This window comes from Arthrobacter sp. D3-18 (assembly GCF_054408525.1).
This window is the reverse complement of sequence record NZ_CP096440.1, coordinates 216,821-232,392: the sequence shown is the minus strand read 5'-3', so window position 1 is coordinate 232,392 and position 15,572 is coordinate 216,821. Positions and strand designations below refer to the sequence as shown.

The following is a 15,572-nucleotide window of genomic DNA, read 5'->3' as shown; positions in this document are numbered from 1 at the left end:
GGGGCGCAGGGCGGGCCTCACAATCAGCGTTTAGCGGCGGGTCTCGCCTGTGCCGGTTCCTTCGGTTTCGATGCGTTCCTTACGGACTTCCTCGTCTACCTGGACGTCATCCCGCACCGTGTCCTTTTCGAGGCGAACGCGCTCAACAGGAACGGTTTCCTTCTCCACCACAGGACGTTCCTCATGAAGGGTTACCTCGTGTTCGCTCTCGGTCAGATCCGGACCGGACATGGCGTCGCCGGCGTTGGCGTCCGTAATGGGCTCGCGCTCCAAACGGACTTCTTCGCGCTCTACCGGCACTGTGGTGGTGACATTTTCCGTGGTGATGTACTTGCGCAGTCGTGCCCTTCCGGTGGCCTGCCTTTCGGTACCCACGTTCAGTTGCTCTTCCGACCGGGTCATGGCGTCGTCGCCGCGGCTGGTGTCTGCATCCCGGGCATAGCTGGCGTCTGTATCCACGGCATCCCGAGTGCCGGTAGTGCCCGTCGTCCCGACAGTCCCGGTAGTGGTGCCGGCGTAGTCGCCGTGGCCGCTGAAGCCGTCCCTGCCTTCCAGTCCATAGTGGTTGTACAGGCGGCTCTCCTCGCCCGGATCCAGGTGCCCGTCTTCGGCAACGCGGGGTGCGTCCTTGATGTGGTCCTTGCTGAAGGGAACCACTACGTCGTCACCTTCCACCGTGGCGTCCTGCAGCGGAATGAACGATTCCGAGCTGCCAAAGAGGCCAGTCTTAACGGTCACCCACGTGGGTTCACCCGTGTCGTCGTCGGTGTAGAACGTGCCAATGGAGCCGACCTTGTCACCTTCGGTGGTGCGGACGTTTCCGTTGAGCCCCATCAAACGGTCAATGTTTTCCCTCGCGAGCATGATGTCTCCTTGGAATGCGGTTCTCTTACTGTGGATTGCCAAGCGGGCTGCATCACCAGGCATGGTTTCCGGACGCCGGAACGGGGAGTGGATTCAACCCGCGGACGTTAAGGAACACCAATACAATAAGCATGCTTAGTGTTTGCTTGGCAAGCCCTAATTGGAGAATCAGTGGCGCTTGCCACACTGCCCCGCCGACCGTAGGCTCGAGGCGGAGAAATTAGTACTTGTGCCCAAAGGTATCCACTCTCTCTTACCCGCGAGGGTTCATCATGTCTGCTCAGCCAGAACACTTCCCCCTCCCCAGCCCAACTCCCGCGAAAGCTCCCCGATGCCACCTTTGCGGCAGCAGCCAGCACCTCACAGTGGACACCATTGGCGCCCATCACGACCTCGCCTCCGGGCTGGTGGAGGTGGGCTACAACTGCGAAAAATGCGGCTCGTTCCTTGCCCACGCAGCAACAGTTGCCGACGTCGCGGATGTCCTGCACAGATCCACGAATCCGCCCGGCCTGCTCCAGTTCGGCAACCATCACCTCCACTGCGGAGTTCCCATGCATACGGGGGCCGGGAAGCAACACGTCCTCATGGTCGATGCCACCGGCCAGACCGTTGACCCGGAACTGGAGGTGTATCTCAACACGAGGGTCCTGCACTGCGATGAGTGCGGGTTCCAGATGGAGATTCCCGAGTAGCTCCGCTTGATCATCGGCACTGATGCCACCCGCGACTGACTTCACCGGAACCAGAGCGAAAGAGCGCACGACGGCGAGCCACCGCCGTCGTGCGCTTGGCGCCTTTCTGCGGCGGTATACCGCTTAGCCGACGTTCTGGCACACCGGCTTCTTGAGTAAGACCGCCACTGCTGTGGCAGCCGCGAGGCATAGGGCGGCATTCACCGTGATGGCCACCGTGACGGCAGTGAGCACCGCTGGCTTGTCGCTGGCGCCGGCGGCAAGCAGTTGAGCGGTGAATACCGCGCTCATCACCGGGATGCCCATGGTGATGCCGATCTGCTGGCTCATGGTGGCCAGACCGGTCGCCATGCCTTGATCTGCGTCCGGCAAGCCTGAAGTGGCGGCAACCATGAACCCCACAATGACCACCAGGTTGGCGACACCTCCAATGAATGTCGCTACCAGGAGGAGCCCTATGGAGGCCTGATCTGAGCTGAGCAAGACCAATGCTCCGGTAGCCACTGCCTGAACCACGAACCCGTACACGATTGCCTTTTTGCTGCCGATCCTCGCAATTATTTTGGGTCCCAGCATGCCGCCGAGGACGGTGCCCAAGCCAAGGACCGCGAAAGAAAGACCCGCACCGAGCGGCGTGTAGCCGAGGACCTGCTGCAGGTACAGGGTCAGCAGGAACACCAGCGACGTCTCGGTAAGGAACGCCAGCAACCCGGCGAGGTTGCCCCACGCTATGCTCGAACGCTTGAGGATGCCGAGGGGCACCAACGGATGCGGCGTCCGGCTTTCAACCATGGCAAACCCCGCAAAGAGGACGACGGCGGCCGCAAGCGCACCGAGCGTCAAGGGGTGGGTCCAGGAGTGTTCGGCGGCATGCGTGAGTCCGAAGACCAAGGCGAGCAGGCCAAGGGTGACCGTGACGGCGCCCGGAACGTCGAGCCGGAGCTTGGATGTTGCCCGGCTTTCGGCGATTACAACGGGTGCGATGAGGAGAACGGCTACCGCCACGGGCACATTGATGAAGAACGCCCATCGCCAGCTCAGGAGGTCGGTCAGCAGCCCACCCAGGATTGCCCCGGTGGTGAATCCGGCAGCCATCAGGGATCCGTTGAGCCCGAGTGCTTTGTCCCGCAGAGGACCTTCCGGGAATGAAACCAGCAACAGCGACAGGGCCGCCGGCACCACCATCGCCGTGGCGATGCCTTGGCCCACCCTTGCCAGGAGCAGCAACGCCGGTTCGGTGGCGAGGCCACCCGCCAGTGAGGCTGCCCCGAGCAGCGCCATACCGATCAGGAATATCCTTCGGCGCCCCGCCAAGTCTGCCACCCGGCCGAACAGCAAGGTTAAGCCAGCGGCACACAGTGCAAAAGCCGTTGCGACCCATTGGAGGTTTTCCAGCGAGAAACCGACGTCGGAGCCAATTGCAGGCAGGGCGACGTTGAGGATCGAGAAATCGACGGCCAAGGTGAAACTCGCAGCCAGGAGGACGATGAGCGCCAGACGCTGCCTGGTGGTCATGCTTTGTGGGGCCTTGTTTTGTGCTGGCTCGACGCGGGGATGGCTGACTGTATTGGTTGTTGGCATGCGTTTGGTTGTTGGCATGCGTTCAGCGTGACCGTCTTTGTGAGTGGCAACCACACCCCGCCGTGGGTACCACTCGCAGTGACAGGACAACCCCGGCAATTAGCTGAACAATGAGGGCATGGGTACACACAGTGAACTTGGGGAGTTCCTTCGCGTGCGTCGGGCAGCCTTGCAGCCCGAGGACGTGGGCGTTCTGAATTACGGCATCCGGCGCGTCCCTGGCCTGCGGAGGGAGGAACTGGCCATGCTGGCCGGGGTCAGCACCACGTATTACACACGTCTGGAGCAGGGCCTGAGCACAAACGCCTCAGAAGCTGTCATCGATGCAATCGCTCGCGCCCTGAACCTCAGCAAGGACGAACGCGTGCATCTCTTCAACCTGGCGCGTCCGGGAAATAAGAAACGGCGCATGCCGGCAAAGCCGGATAGAGTGCGGCCCGGGACACTGCGGCTGATCCAGTCCATGTCCGGTACGCCGGCAGTGGTATTGGGGCGTCGAAGTGAGGTGCTGGCGTGGAATGCGTTAGGGCACCGGCTCGTTGCCGGCCACGTGGACTTCGCAGCACCGGAGGCCCCTTCTACTCGTCCCAACATGACCCGGCTGTTGTTCCTCGACGATCACACACGGGAGCTGTATGCGCACTGGCCGGAGGAGGCGAGAAGGGCGGTTGCGTCATTGCGCCTCGTGGCGGGAAAGTCCGCTGATGACCAGGAATTGGCGTCCCTGGTTGGTGAGCTGACATTGAAGAGCCCTGATTTTGCAAAGCTCTGGGCGCGGCACCCCGTGGAGAACTGCATGTCCGGTGTGAAATACCTGCATCATCCTGAAGTGGGATATCTGGAGTTGAACTTCGAGGTACTCACGCCGCCGGATGAATCGGGGCACCGGGTGCTCCTGTACGCCGCAGACCCGGGATCAGCGGCTGCGGGAGCCCTGCAATTGCTTCAGGTTTCAGGTGACACCGAAGGAGTCCCGCGTAGCTTGGTAGAAATAGACTCGTGAGCCATGCGGGAATTTAGTAAGCATGCTTGCTTTCTTACTGAGGGTGGTGTTTTGCTTGATTAACCAAAGGCACCCGGCTTAGGAGCTGACATGGTCTACGAAAACGGTGCGGGCTCAAGCACTCCCAAAGCCCGCAGGAACGACGTCGTCAGAGCGGAAAAGGATCGCTTCGGCGGCATCAAATGGGGCTCGGCTTTCTTTGGTTGGCTGACGGCGATCGGGATGACCGTCCTGCTCAGCGCCTTGGCTACTGCCATCGGCGTAGGCGTAGGAGCAGCGAATCCATCCGGCGCCGACCAAGCAGCAGACCAGGCGCAGCAGAACGTGGAAACCCTGGGAATCGTCAGTGGAATCGTCCTTGCAGTGGTCTTGTTCCTGGCGTATTACTGCGGAGGCTACGTCGCCGGTCGGATGGCCCGTTTCGACGGAGCCAAGCAAGGTCTGGCCGTCTGGCTGTGGGGCATCATCATCGCCATCATCGTGGCAGTCCTTGCTGCAGTGGCAGGGAGCCAGTTCAACATTCTCGACAATCTTAACGGCGCACCCCAGATTCCCGTCGACGGAAGCCTGATGACCACCAGCGGCATCATTGGTCTCGTCATCGCGCTGATCATCCCCCTCCTCGGCGCCATCGTCGGCGGCAAGGCAGGCATGCGCTTCCACAGAAAAGTCGACCAGGTGGGCATCGATCACCAAGACGGAGTCGTCGACTAGGGGTCACCTGCTCACGGTCGTTTGAAACCGGGCTTCGCGCTGCGTTCGTCGATTGATTCAAGCTCCTGGAACAGCGTGATCTGGAGACCTGCGGGTGTTTCGAGTCGTGAATTCAATGACTTCCATGGGGTTTCCCTGGGTTCAGCAATCAAGGTGCCCCCTGCTTCCACCAACTCATTAGTGGTTGCGGCGGAATCATCCACTTCGAAGGCGATGCGAATCTTGGCACTGGGCTGGCCATCGGCCTCTACCTGGTCGATCAGCCGCACTTGGGCGGGATTAGAGATCTCCAGGGTGGCGCGGCCGGCTTCGAGGATCGTAACGCGGGCATCCCCATCTCCTTCGAAAGCAGCCTGCTCGGGGAGGCCCAGGGCATCACGGAAAAACGCCAACGCAGCTTCGTAGTCCTCCGCCTGCACGACGAGGCGCAGCTGCCGGACCGGTGATTTTGGACTTGGGTCGTTAGTCATGTCTGTACGGTAGGTCCTGCAGCCCGCATCTTTCCACAACCGGAGACTTAGACTGACTTTTTCCACATAGCGTCGATGAGGGCTGATAGCTGTCGCGCCATCCTGACAGGGTTGAGTTATGGAAGGCAAAGGGCAGGTTTTGGTGCGGCGGACGGGTCCGTCCGATGCCAGTGAGGTGCCCAGGCGCGTCTCGCCAGACACGCTTTCTCGGCTTTCAACGCCTGAGTGCCCGACGGCGGCCGGCACCGACGCGGAAACCTCACGGACCCCTGAGCTGCTTCTTGGATTCGCGTCGGCGCCTAACGCCGGAGATTCCCCGCCACTAGGGGCGCCCGCAACGTCCGCGCCGGAAAGTGCAGCTCCTGAGGAGGTGCCCGGGCAGTTGCCCTGGCCAAAGGCCTCCGCCCCCGAACAGTTGCCGGAGTCGCTGTGGCCTGAGTCGCTGTGGCCGGAATCCTCGGCGCCGGTTTTGCCGGTACTGGAAGCGGCGCTCCTTGAGGGTGCTGCCGCAGCGGACGCGTTGAGATCAATAGCTTCCGATGAGGCGCGGTTGTTTGGGTTCGTTGAGGCTGCTGACTTTGCCGGGCGGATCGAGGAGATCTCCCGGTCGTTGGAGTACTTGCAGGTTGTCGCGGCGCAGGCGGTGGAACGAACCCGGAAGGAAGCACAGCAAGCGTCGCCGGGGTCGGCGGGGTCGGCGGGGTCGTCAGGGGCGGCGGGGTCGTCAGGGGTGGCGGGGTCGTCGGCAGCGGCGCCGGAATGGCGGACCGGTTGGACAGAACCAGAGCCAGCATCCGGTGTGGCATCCGTTTCCGCTGGTGAAGCACGCTCCGCAAGCGCAGGAGCTGCCGTGAGTGGGGCAGGCTCCGTGACCAGTCCAGGGCCAGTACCTGGACCCGATTCCGTGACCAGTCCAGGGCCAGTACCTGGGCGCGGTTCGGTCTTCAGCGCGGACTCCGGAGGACTGAGCGCCGATTCACAAGCGAGCCCTTTGGATGACGGGTACCGGAACGCCGCTGAGTTCCTTCGGGCCCGGCTGCGGATCAGCATCGCGGAGGCCCGGCGCAGGTTGGCCCTCGCCCCCGAGGTGCTGCCGCAGGCCGGAATGGCCGGGCAACAGATCCCGGCCCGGCGCGAAGCGCTGGCCGACGCGGTGGCCTCAGCCCTGGTATCTTCCCGGTCCGCGACGATCATCAGCACCGCGCTGGACCAGGTCCGGCAGCTCACCGATGACGAGACCATCACCCGGATGGAACACGCCCTCACCGCCACAGCCATTGACTCCGACCCGGACTTCCTCACCAAAATGACCAAACGCTGGACCGACATGATCGACCAGGACGGCCCCGAACCCTCCGAAGAAGTCCTCCGCCAACTCCAAGGCGCGTTCCTCCGCCGCCGACGCCGCCACGGACTCCACCACATCGAAATCTTCGCCACCGCCGAACAATACGAAACCCTGGCCACCGCCATGAACACCGCCACCAACCCACGACTCACCACCAACAACGACGGGCCCGGCACCGGCCCCGACCTGGACCGGCGCAGCCGGGCCCAGAAACTCCTCAACGGACTCGTCGGAGCCTGCGCCCTCGCGATGACCACCGGGAAACTGCCCTCCAACGGCGGACTCCGACCCCAACTCACCGTCACCATCGACGAACGAGACCTCTTCGAACGACTCAACAACCACAACAACCACGAACAACCCGGCGCCGGACCCGCACGGAACCCGCTCAGCACCGGCACAGCAACCTTCACCGGCCCGATCCACCCGAACACCATCCGCAAAATCGCCTGCGACGCCGACATCATCCCCGTCCTCCTCGGAACCGACTCCCGCGTCCTGGACATCGGCCGCACCACCCGGATCTTCCCACCCCACATCCGCAAAGCCATCACCGCCCGCGACGGCGGCTGCGCCTTCCCCGACTGCACCATCCCCGCACCCTGGTGCGAAGCCCACCACACCACCTACTGGTCAAACGGCGGCACCACCTCAACACACAACGGCACCCTCCTCTGCAGCCACCACCACCACCTCATCCACAAAGAACAATGGCGCATCAACATCACAACCGGGACCCCCTGGTTCATCCCCCCACCCCACATCGACCCCCAACAAACACCCCACCGCAACCACCACCACACACCCCACAGAACATAAGAGGTGGTGTGATCGGCGGGACTGTCTGAGTAAGGGTGTGTGGGGTACGGCGCTGCGTGGGGTGTGCAAGGCAGAGCATGGGGGTACGCGGGTGCTGCCTGCGACCCGCTTTACGCGGGTGCGCCGGTGCCGCCTACTGGCGACCAGCGACCTGATCTACCGCGCAGTCGGCCAGCCTGTGTATGACTCCGCCAGATATGCCTTGGCGTGCTCGGACGTGACGACTGAGTGAAGTTCACCAAGCTGGCGGGCGCGATCGAAGTCGTCGGCTCCGGGAACGGTGTGCAGCATGGACGTCATCCAGTACGAGAAGTGCTGGGCCTTCCACACACGGTCCAGGGCTCGCTCGCTATAGGAATCGAGCAGCGCAGTCGAACCGTTCGAGTAGAAGGAATCAAGGCCTTCGAAGAGCACCTTGACGTCGTGGATAGCCAGATTGAGGCCCTTGGCGCCGGTGGGTGGGACGGTGTGGGCAGCGTCGCCCGCGAGGAAAAGGTTGCCATGGCGCATAGGGGTGTGCACGAAGCTGCGGAAAGGCAGGACCATCTTTTCCAGGACGGGTCCCTCTTTGAGCTCAAAGCCGTTGCCGTTGACGCGCTTGCGAAACTCCGTCCAGATTCGTTCGTCATCCCAATCGGCCACGTTTTCCTTGGGGTCGCATTGGAAATACATGCGCTGAACAGTTTCGGTGCGCTGACTGATCAAGGCGAAGCCGTTCTCAGAGTTGGCATAGATGAGCTCGTCGGCGCTGCGGGGGGCCTCTGCGAGGATGCCGAACCATGCGAACGGGTACTCATGGAAGTACCACTTGCGGTTCGCTTCGGGAATCTGGAAACGGCAGTGGCTGCGCGACCCGTCGGCTCCGACCAGGAAGTCGGCCTGGATTTCGAATTCCTGGCCATTGGCGTCCGTGAACCATACCTTGGGCTTGCCCTCGAGGTCGTGCACGGTGGTGTCGGTGACGCTGTACCGGACGTCGCCGCCGTCGGCCTCCCGTTTCGCGGCGAGGTCCATGAAGACATCCGTCTGGGGGTATAGCCACACAGATTCCCCCACCAGTTCCTTGAAGTTGATGCGGTGGCTCTCGCCGTTGAAGCGCAGTTCGATGCCATCGTGCCGGTCACCTTCGCGCAGCACCCGGTCAGAGACGCCGGAATCGACCAGCAGGTTAACGGTGCCGTGCTCGAGAATTCCAGCGCGGACAGTCTCCTGAATTTCCTTGCGGCTGCGGATCTCCACCACCACGGATTCGATGCCCTGCTTGGCCAGCAAGTGCGAGAGCATGAGGCCCGCGGGACCTGCGCCCATGATGGCGACTTGGGTGGTGATTGGTGTACGTGCCATGGTTTTCCTCGCTTCGTTGCGGATCCCGGCTTACTCGGAAGCGGGATGAATCTGGAATCAGTGTGGCCCGCATGGCGTGATTGGCGTTACAACAATTCCGTTGAACGGAAGGCCGGGCTAGTCCCCCAATTGGCGGCCGATCCCCCGGGCCGCTGTTTGGAGCGCGGGCACCAGAGCCTGCAGCCGCATCTCCGCAAGGGGCACCACTACTCCGAGCGCCGCCACGGTTCGACGCTTGGCATTGATCACCGGTACGGCAATGCCCCACGTCTCCGGATCCACCACACCAGCCAGTTGCGCGTACCCCTGCTGGGCTGCTTCGGCCAGGAAATGACGCACGACGTCGACAGTCACTTTTCCGGATGGATCTGCGAACTGCTCGAGGTACTCCGCCTGCAGTTCACGCGGCTGGTGGGACATCAGCGCAAGTCCCGCAGAGGATATGTGGACCGGCATCCGCCCGGCGACACGCGCCCGGTTGGCTACCGACCCCCGCCGGGAAAGCCGCTCAACAAAAAGCGCTTCCCATCCATCAAGTACGGCCAGGTTCACATTCTGGTTGAGGACCTGCTGAATGTCCTCCATGAAGGGCATGGCGGCCTGCCGGAGAGCCAGCGTAGGTGAATTCCGGTTGACGAGCTCCCATAAGCGCAGTCCCAAACGAACAGTCCCGCCGGCCCCAAGATCCAGGAGCCCGTGCTCTGAAAGTTGCCGCACCAGCCGATGAGCTGATGACAACGGAAGTCCGGCGCGGTCGGCCAAATCGCTCAGTTGCAGGGAGGTGACGCCTTCCGGAAAAGCTTCGATAACCCGCACAACGCGGTCCACCACAGAATCACCTGATGCTGAGTTGGCCATGATGCGCTCCTTGGGTTATCGGTGAGCCGTCTTCCATTCAATGGTAGAACGTGTGCCAGGCAACATCGTGCGGTGATACAACTCTCATAACCCGACCGACCGACCGTTCTGGGGTCGGCACTAACCACCGAGGACGCTATGCCAACGATGTCATCTGCCCACCGCTCCCAATGGCCCGTCTGGCTCTGTTGGCTGGCCATGGTTCTGGACGGGTTCGATCTCGTGGTCCTGGGCACCGTCATCCCAACACTCATCAAGACCGGTGAGCTAGGCTTCGACGCCGTCGGTGCCACCTTCGCAGCCACCATTTCCTTGGTGGGCGTGGGCCTTGGCGCCCTCTTTATCGCGCCGCTTTCGGACAAGTTCGGACGCCGGAAACTGCTGATCGCCTGCGTGGCAAGCTTCTCGCTCTTCACCATTGGTGTCGCTTTCGCCCCGAACGTCGCCGTCTTCTCTTTGCTTCGCATGCTGGCAGGGCTCGGACTGGGAGCCTGCCTTCCTGCAGCCTTGGCATACATCAACGACTACGCACCAGCCGGATCTGCGGGCAAGTCCACCACCCGAACCATGACCGGTTACCACGTTGGCGCCGTAGCAACGGCACTACTGGCCATCTTCATCGTTCCCAACTGGCGACTCATGTTCATCATCGGTGGCGTCGCTGGCCTGCTGCTCCTGCCCTTCCTGTGGGTCAAGCTGCCGGAATCGCTTCCCGAAGCTGCCTCCGCCAAGGCTGGCTCCACCAAGAATGGCGAACGAACACCGAGGGCATCCGAAAAGGCACCAACCGCCGTCGAGCATTCAACGGGCACAAAGCCGAAGACCGGGTTCCGCGACCTCCTGCAGAAGCCTTATCCGCTGGTTGCGGTGGGCATTGGCATCGCGTCGTTCATGGGGCTGCTGCTGGTTTACGGCCTGAACACCTGGCTGCCGCAGTTGATGGCTGCCGCCGGATATCCCGTGAGCACTGGACTGACGTTGCTGTTGGTCCTGAATCTCGGTGCCGTCGCGGGCCTGTTCGTGGCCGGAATTCTGGCCGATAAGCATGGGACCAAGAAGATCGTGCTGATGTGGTTCGGCCTTTCGGCCGTGTTCCTGGCCATTCTGAGCGTCAAGATCCAGAACGAGTTCCTGCTCAACGCTGCCGTGTTTGTCACTGGCGTCTTTGTCTTCAGCTCGCAGGTGCTGGTCTACGCCTGGGTTAGTCAGCTATTCCCGTCCCGTCTCCGCGGAACCGCGCTGGGCTTCGCCGCAGGGGTAGGAAGGCTCGGCGCGATCGTTGGACCTGCAGTGACGGGGACCTTGGTTGCCGCAAACATTGCCTACCCCACCGGCTTCTATGTGTTCGCTGCCGCAGGCGTGTTGGCAGTAGCAGCGCTGTTCCTTGTGCCGCATGAGGTCAAGGCCACAGACAGCAGCGTGCCGGTCGAGCGCTGAACGGTACCCTGAGCGCTAAAAGCGAGTCCGGGGCGGGGAGCAGAGCGACTCCCAAGCCTTGCCCAGCAGCTGAGGTCCGGCAGCAAAGCAACGGTCGGTTGAGTTTTGAAGAGCCGGGAATGCCTGGACTGCCGAGTCGAAGTGGTCTTCCCGGATCATCTGCTCGATGGCCCGGCACTGGCTCTCCGTCTCCAGGGCACCGACCATGGCCGAGGAAATCTTCAGGCTCAGGACGGCATCCATGCTGGCGCTGACGTCGTGCTCGCACAGGCCGCTGGAGATACTACGAATGCGTTCAGGCAGCATGGACAAGTAGGTAGAGAGAAAACGGAGCGCTGGAGTTGAGTCTCCCAACTCATCAGCCAGCGCTTGCAGCCTGCAAGGTTCCAGGACGACCACCTCGGGTGTGGGGCCCGGGTCCTCATTCACCGCTTGCTGCCTGGGGAACTGGGGTGCCTTCCAGGGCTGACTTGTTGGGGTCTTTGGTCCAGATGGAGGCGAGCATTCCAATGACCAGGATGGCCGGGGCACCGTACATGAGCGTGTTCATGACGATGGGTTCGCGGAGGGTGCGGATGGCGTTGCCGACGTAGGGGATGGCGGCGACTTGCTTGTCCACGGTTGTGCCTTGGAGGGTGGCAATCCAGGGGTCGATGCCGTTGTTGGCGTCGCCTTTGGTTTGGACTGCGACGCCACCGTCAGCGGTGGTGGTGATTTCGGTGATGCGGTGGGTTTCCACGCGCTGGTCTTCCACGGGGATGTGGTAGGTGATGACGTCGCCTACTTTGATGTCCGTGATGGAGGTGGGGACGGTGACGACGACGTCGCCCGGGTTGATCAGCGGGGCCATGGAACCGGTGAGCATGGTTGAAGTTTGGTAGCCGAAGGTCCGCGGCCCGATGGCCAGGAAAAGGAACACCACGGCGGCCAGGACCAGCATGCCCACGCCCATGCCCTTCACCACCGTGCCGGCAACCCTACGGAAGGCACTCGGTTTTCCACTGCCCGTTGCTGTGATGGCAGCTTCGGGCGGAATCACGACGGCGGTGGGCCGGGTCCCGGAGGCGGGTGTCACTACGGCGCCCGCCCCAGTGACGGGTGCTGCGGTTTCAATGATCTGCTCGGCGGAACGCCGGCCCTGGACTGCGGGTTCGTTGATGCTGGTGATGGTGCTCATTGCCTGGCGTTCCTTTCGTTATTGGGTAGGGCTTTACCGGCGGACCTGATCGGGCAGGGGGGCGCCCGACCAGGCCCGGCGGGGCTGTTGTGTTGCTGCGTTTATTTGGTGGTTTCGGTGCGTTGGGTGCCTGTGAAGGCGAAGGCGATGGTGGAGGTGGCGCCTTGGAAGTCGTTGTTCGCGGTGGTCGGGAACGCGGTGGTGACTTTGAGGTTGTCGGTTTTGGCCGAGGTCAGGGAGGTGAGGTTGTTCAGGACTTTGTTCGCGGCGATCACCGGTGAGGACGCGACCACGGTGGTTTTGGTGCCGGTGCAGGTGTAGGGGGCTGCGGTGCCGGTCCAGGCAACGGAGCAGTTTTCGATGGTCAGTTGCAGGCCGTTGGTGGCGTCGGTGGTGAGCAGGGACGCGGTGGTCCCGGCGGAGGTGGTGAGGGTGACGTTGTTCAGGTCCGAGTTGCCGGTGTTGGCCAGGGTGACGAGTTTTTCGACCTTGTCGCCCGGGAGCAGGCCTGCGACGGGGACGTTGAGGGTGTTGGCCGGGCCAGGGGCGCCGAGGGCGATGGTGACGGTGCCGGCGGTGACTGCCTGGGAGGCGGAGGTGGAGGAGGTGAAGGCGCCGTAGGTGCCCATGCCTGCTACTGCGGCTGCGGTGCCGACCAGTGCGACGGACGCGAGGATCTTACCGGAGGTGGTCTTGAGGCTGATGGCCATCTGAGTATGGTCCTTTCGGGAGGCCACCGCGGGTCCGGCCGGCCGTTCATTTTCCAGCCTCTCTGGCTGACAAGAACTACTGTGCCGGGCCCGGATCAAGAACAAATCCTGCTCTTCCTCAGGAAACCATCAAGACTTTCAGCAGCCACACAGACCTCATGTGCAACACTTCATGGTGCACATAAACGGCTGATTGGAGCACGACAATGCCAATGTGGTTACAGGCCCTGGCGTGGGGAACGCTTGCCGGGGGTGCATTGGTCCTCGGGGCGGGTATCGCCTGGATGTGGAAAGTCCCGCCCAAAATCGTGTCTACGGTGATGGCCTTCGGCGCCGGGGTACTGATCTCTGCCTTGGCTTTCGAATTAGTGGACGAAGCCGTGGAAGGCGGCGGGTTGTTTCCCACAGTTCTGGGCTTTCTCCTTGGCGCACTGATTTTTGTGGGTTCCAACGCCGTGCTTGCCCGCGCCGGCGCCAAGCATCGTAAGCGCTCCGGCGGAGCCCAGCCCTCGGAAAAGGACTCCCCTGGAAGCGGCACCGCCATCGCAGTAGGTGCACTCATCGACGGCATTCCCGAATCAGTGGTCCTTGGCGTGGGCCTCCTCGCAGGAGGGGCAGTCAGCCCGGCCATGCTCGCCGCCGTCTTCATATCGAACGTTCCGGAGGGCCTGTCCAGCACAGCAGGCATGAAGAAGGCCGGACGCAGCCCCGCATACGTCTTTGGCACGTGGGCTGGCATTGCGGTGTTCAGTGGGCTTGCCGCACTCCTCGGGTACACCGCCCTGGAAAACGCTCCGGAGACCGTGATCGCGTTCATCACGGCCATCGCCGCAGGTGGAATCCTGGCCATGCTTGCCGACACTATGATCCCTGAAGCCTTTGAGCAGCACCACAACCTGACCGGGCTGACGGCCGCCGTCGGATTCCTGAGCGCCTTTACTATTCACCACATCGGCGGCTGAGTTGTCGTAGGCAAAGTCCCTGCAACCTAAGGCAGGAGCCCAAGCACCGGCAAGGCAACCGCCGTCGAGACTGCCATGGCCGCTGTATTGCCGATGACCGGATGGAAGCCGGCCGGCAGCCGCGCGGAGATTGCCCTGGCCAGAGGCGGCGCGAGGACAGCACCCATCACGGCACCGCCCACCATTCCCGTCCACGAGCCGGCATACGCGAGGACTGCGGCAGGAGCAACCGACACCACGGACGCGTAGGTGGCCGCCCACCCGCCGTCGCGGTACCAGCCCCGCCACAGCGTGACGCCGATGGCCGAGGTCAACGCTTGGGCAAAAAGTATGTGCGGCAGCAGGCCCGTCCCGTACGACGGCAGCGCCGGGTTCAGGACAAAGGCCGCCGCCACAGCCAGGATCACGCAGGCGGCGGCGAGCTCGTTGGCGAAAAAATGCGTTTCAGTGAAGTCCTTGAGCACCCTGCGCGCAGCCCAGGCAGCGTCGCCGGCCAAGTTTCGGTTGAGGCTCGACGGCGGCAACTCCGGTTTCGTCCCGGGTGGAGGCTCCCGAAGGACAAGCCACGGCATCCGCCGCGCGACCAGGAACGAGATGACCGAGCCCACCGACATAGCGAGGACGCTCCCAACCACGGCCGGGAGGCCGAACGGTTCTGAGACCGTTGCTATGAACAACAAGGCCAAGGGTGTGGTGGTGGCTGCCCCAAGGACCGCACCGGTGATGCAGGTCCGCCAACCCGCCCCGTACATAAGGACCAGAGCGGGCGCGACGCAAACGAAAGGCACGAACGTAGGCTGCCATCCGCCGTCGAGCATCCATCCGAACACCAGGTTGGACAGAATCAAACTCATTGACGCGGATGCCAGAACCCAAGGCCAAAGGCCCGTCCCGTAACTGAGCGATCCCGCCCATTTCGCACCTCGTCGGCCAGCCCACCATGCGGCCGCGGCGCCTGCGAGTAGTCCGAGCCCTGCGAGATGGGACTTGTAGAACAGTGGCTCGGTCATGTCGCCCACGAACCAGCGCACTGCGGCCCCCGGGGTGTCAACGGCGTCTTGCGGCCATCCCACGTAGCCAGGACCAATCTGCGGCGAATGCTGGGCCAGCATATGGAGGAGAAGTGCGAATATACCGACGACGGCCACCATTCCGAAGGCTCCGAACGCAGTGCCGGCAGCGCTGCGTTCGACGCCGGGTTCGGCCGTGGGTTCGGGCGGAGTTCCCGGCTGCGGGGTGGCGTGGTCAGCTGCAAAAGAGTGCGTCATTGGTGGCCCTATGCGTGCGGAGTGGGCGTGGCTTTGAGCAGCGTAACCGACCCTTCGATGTCGTCTGCAGTCGTCCAGCTATGGGGGATTTGTGACCGAAGGGCTGATGTGGATATCGCTTTGCACATCGAAACAGGGGCGGCGACTACGGGCTCTGTCGCATCAGGGCTGCTCGCTCGGGTACGTCTTCGCGCCTCCATCAGCCAGGACGCCCCTGCCCATCGCTTTCTACGCGAATATGATCAGGTAGACGTCAGGGTCGCGAACACAGCCAAGAGGCCCCGACCCTGCAGAAACTGCAGGGCCGGGGCCTCTTGGCGTT

General features: G+C 62.8%; 15 protein-coding genes. 6 read left to right on the top strand and 9 right to left on the bottom strand.

The features are described 5' to 3' along the window. Positions 1-30: 30 nt before the first annotated feature. Entirely contained in the window at positions 31-864 is an 834-nt protein-coding gene (locus M1D89_RS03135) for a PRC and DUF2382 domain-containing protein (protein ID WP_498647942.1), read from the bottom strand. A gap of 272 nt (positions 865-1,136) precedes the next feature. On the opposite strand from M1D89_RS03135, the gene M1D89_RS03130 reads away from it, so the two are divergent. Continuing rightward, complete coding sequence (locus M1D89_RS03130) at positions 1,137-1,559, top strand: hypothetical protein (RefSeq protein ID WP_498647940.1); 423 nt, start codon at positions 1,137-1,139, stop codon at positions 1,557-1,559. A gap of 123 nt (positions 1,560-1,682) precedes the next feature. On the opposite strand, the gene M1D89_RS03125 is transcribed toward M1D89_RS03130, so the two are convergent. Further along, the gene (locus tag M1D89_RS03125; protein WP_498647938.1) at positions 1,683-3,074 is read right to left on the bottom strand and encodes an MFS transporter; all 1,392 of its coding nucleotides are present in this window, start codon (positions 3,072-3,074) and stop codon (positions 1,683-1,685) included. A 184-nt stretch (positions 3,075-3,258) separates the two neighbouring features. Between M1D89_RS03125 and M1D89_RS03120 the strand changes: the two genes are divergently transcribed. Both M1D89_RS03120 and M1D89_RS03115 read left to right on the top strand, forming a co-directional pair. Further along, on the top strand, positions 3,259-4,143 hold the full coding sequence (locus M1D89_RS03120; protein WP_498647936.1) for a helix-turn-helix transcriptional regulator: 885 nt from the start codon (positions 3,259-3,261) through the stop codon (positions 4,141-4,143). A 90-nt stretch (positions 4,144-4,233) separates the two neighbouring features. After that, positions 4,234-4,857 (top strand): hypothetical protein, encoded by a 624-nt coding sequence (locus tag M1D89_RS03115; RefSeq protein WP_498647934.1) that lies wholly within the window; start codon positions 4,234-4,236, stop codon positions 4,855-4,857. An 11-nt stretch (positions 4,858-4,868) separates the two neighbouring features. Here M1D89_RS03115 and M1D89_RS03110 read toward each other — a convergent pair whose 3' ends face one another. After that, entirely contained in the window at positions 4,869-5,327 is a 459-nt protein-coding gene (locus M1D89_RS03110) for a VOC family protein (protein ID WP_498647932.1), read from the bottom strand. A gap of 118 nt (positions 5,328-5,445) precedes the next feature. On the opposite strand from M1D89_RS03110, the gene M1D89_RS03105 reads away from it, so the two are divergent. After that, positions 5,446-7,494, top strand: coding sequence for an HNH endonuclease signature motif containing protein (locus M1D89_RS03105; RefSeq protein ID WP_498647930.1), 2,049 nt, complete (start codon positions 5,446-5,448; stop codon positions 7,492-7,494). 156 nt (positions 7,495-7,650) lie between these two features. On the opposite strand, the gene M1D89_RS03100 is transcribed toward M1D89_RS03105, so the two are convergent. Both M1D89_RS03100 and M1D89_RS03095 read right to left on the bottom strand, forming a co-directional pair. Next, positions 7,651-8,838 (bottom strand): 4-hydroxybenzoate 3-monooxygenase, encoded by a 1,188-nt coding sequence (locus M1D89_RS03100; protein ID WP_498647928.1) that lies wholly within the window; start codon positions 8,836-8,838, stop codon positions 7,651-7,653. Between the two features lie 117 nt (positions 8,839-8,955). Continuing rightward, positions 8,956-9,696: an IclR family transcriptional regulator gene (locus tag M1D89_RS03095; RefSeq protein ID WP_498647926.1), complete on the bottom strand. Its 741-nt coding sequence runs from the start codon at positions 9,694-9,696 to the stop codon at positions 8,956-8,958. 138 nt (positions 9,697-9,834) lie between these two features. On the opposite strand from M1D89_RS03095, the gene M1D89_RS03090 reads away from it, so the two are divergent. Further along, a complete protein-coding gene (locus tag M1D89_RS03090) occupies positions 9,835-11,133 on the top strand; it encodes an MFS transporter (protein WP_498647923.1) in 1,299 nt (432 codons plus the stop codon). Between the two features lie 15 nt (positions 11,134-11,148). Here the strand turns inward: M1D89_RS03090 and M1D89_RS03085 are convergent, their stop codons facing one another. The 3 genes from M1D89_RS03085 to M1D89_RS03075 form a co-directional block, all read right to left on the bottom strand. Then, positions 11,149-11,562: an Hpt domain-containing protein gene (locus M1D89_RS03085; RefSeq protein ID WP_498647921.1), complete on the bottom strand. Its 414-nt coding sequence runs from the start codon at positions 11,560-11,562 to the stop codon at positions 11,149-11,151. After that, on the bottom strand, positions 11,555-12,310 hold the full coding sequence (locus M1D89_RS03080; protein WP_498647919.1) for a signal peptidase I: 756 nt from the start codon (positions 12,308-12,310) through the stop codon (positions 11,555-11,557). Before M1D89_RS03080 ends, M1D89_RS03085 begins: the two co-directional genes overlap by 8 nt. 101 nt (positions 12,311-12,411) lie before the next feature. Then, on the bottom strand, positions 12,412-13,020 hold the full coding sequence (locus M1D89_RS03075; protein ID WP_498647917.1) for a TasA family protein: 609 nt from the start codon (positions 13,018-13,020) through the stop codon (positions 12,412-12,414). A gap of 206 nt (positions 13,021-13,226) precedes the next feature. Here M1D89_RS03075 and M1D89_RS03070 point away from each other — a divergent pair, with 206 nt between their 5' ends. Then, positions 13,227-13,982 carry a ZIP family metal transporter gene (locus M1D89_RS03070; RefSeq protein ID WP_498647915.1) on the top strand — a complete coding sequence of 252 codons (756 nt, stop codon included), beginning with the start codon at positions 13,227-13,229 and terminating at the stop codon, positions 13,980-13,982. A 26-nt stretch (positions 13,983-14,008) separates the two neighbouring features. Here M1D89_RS03070 and M1D89_RS03065 read toward each other — a convergent pair whose 3' ends face one another. Next, positions 14,009-15,250, bottom strand: a complete 1,242-nt coding sequence (locus tag M1D89_RS03065) for a hypothetical protein (protein ID WP_498647913.1) — start codon at positions 15,248-15,250, stop codon at positions 14,009-14,011. Positions 15,251-15,572: the final 322 nt, after the last annotated feature.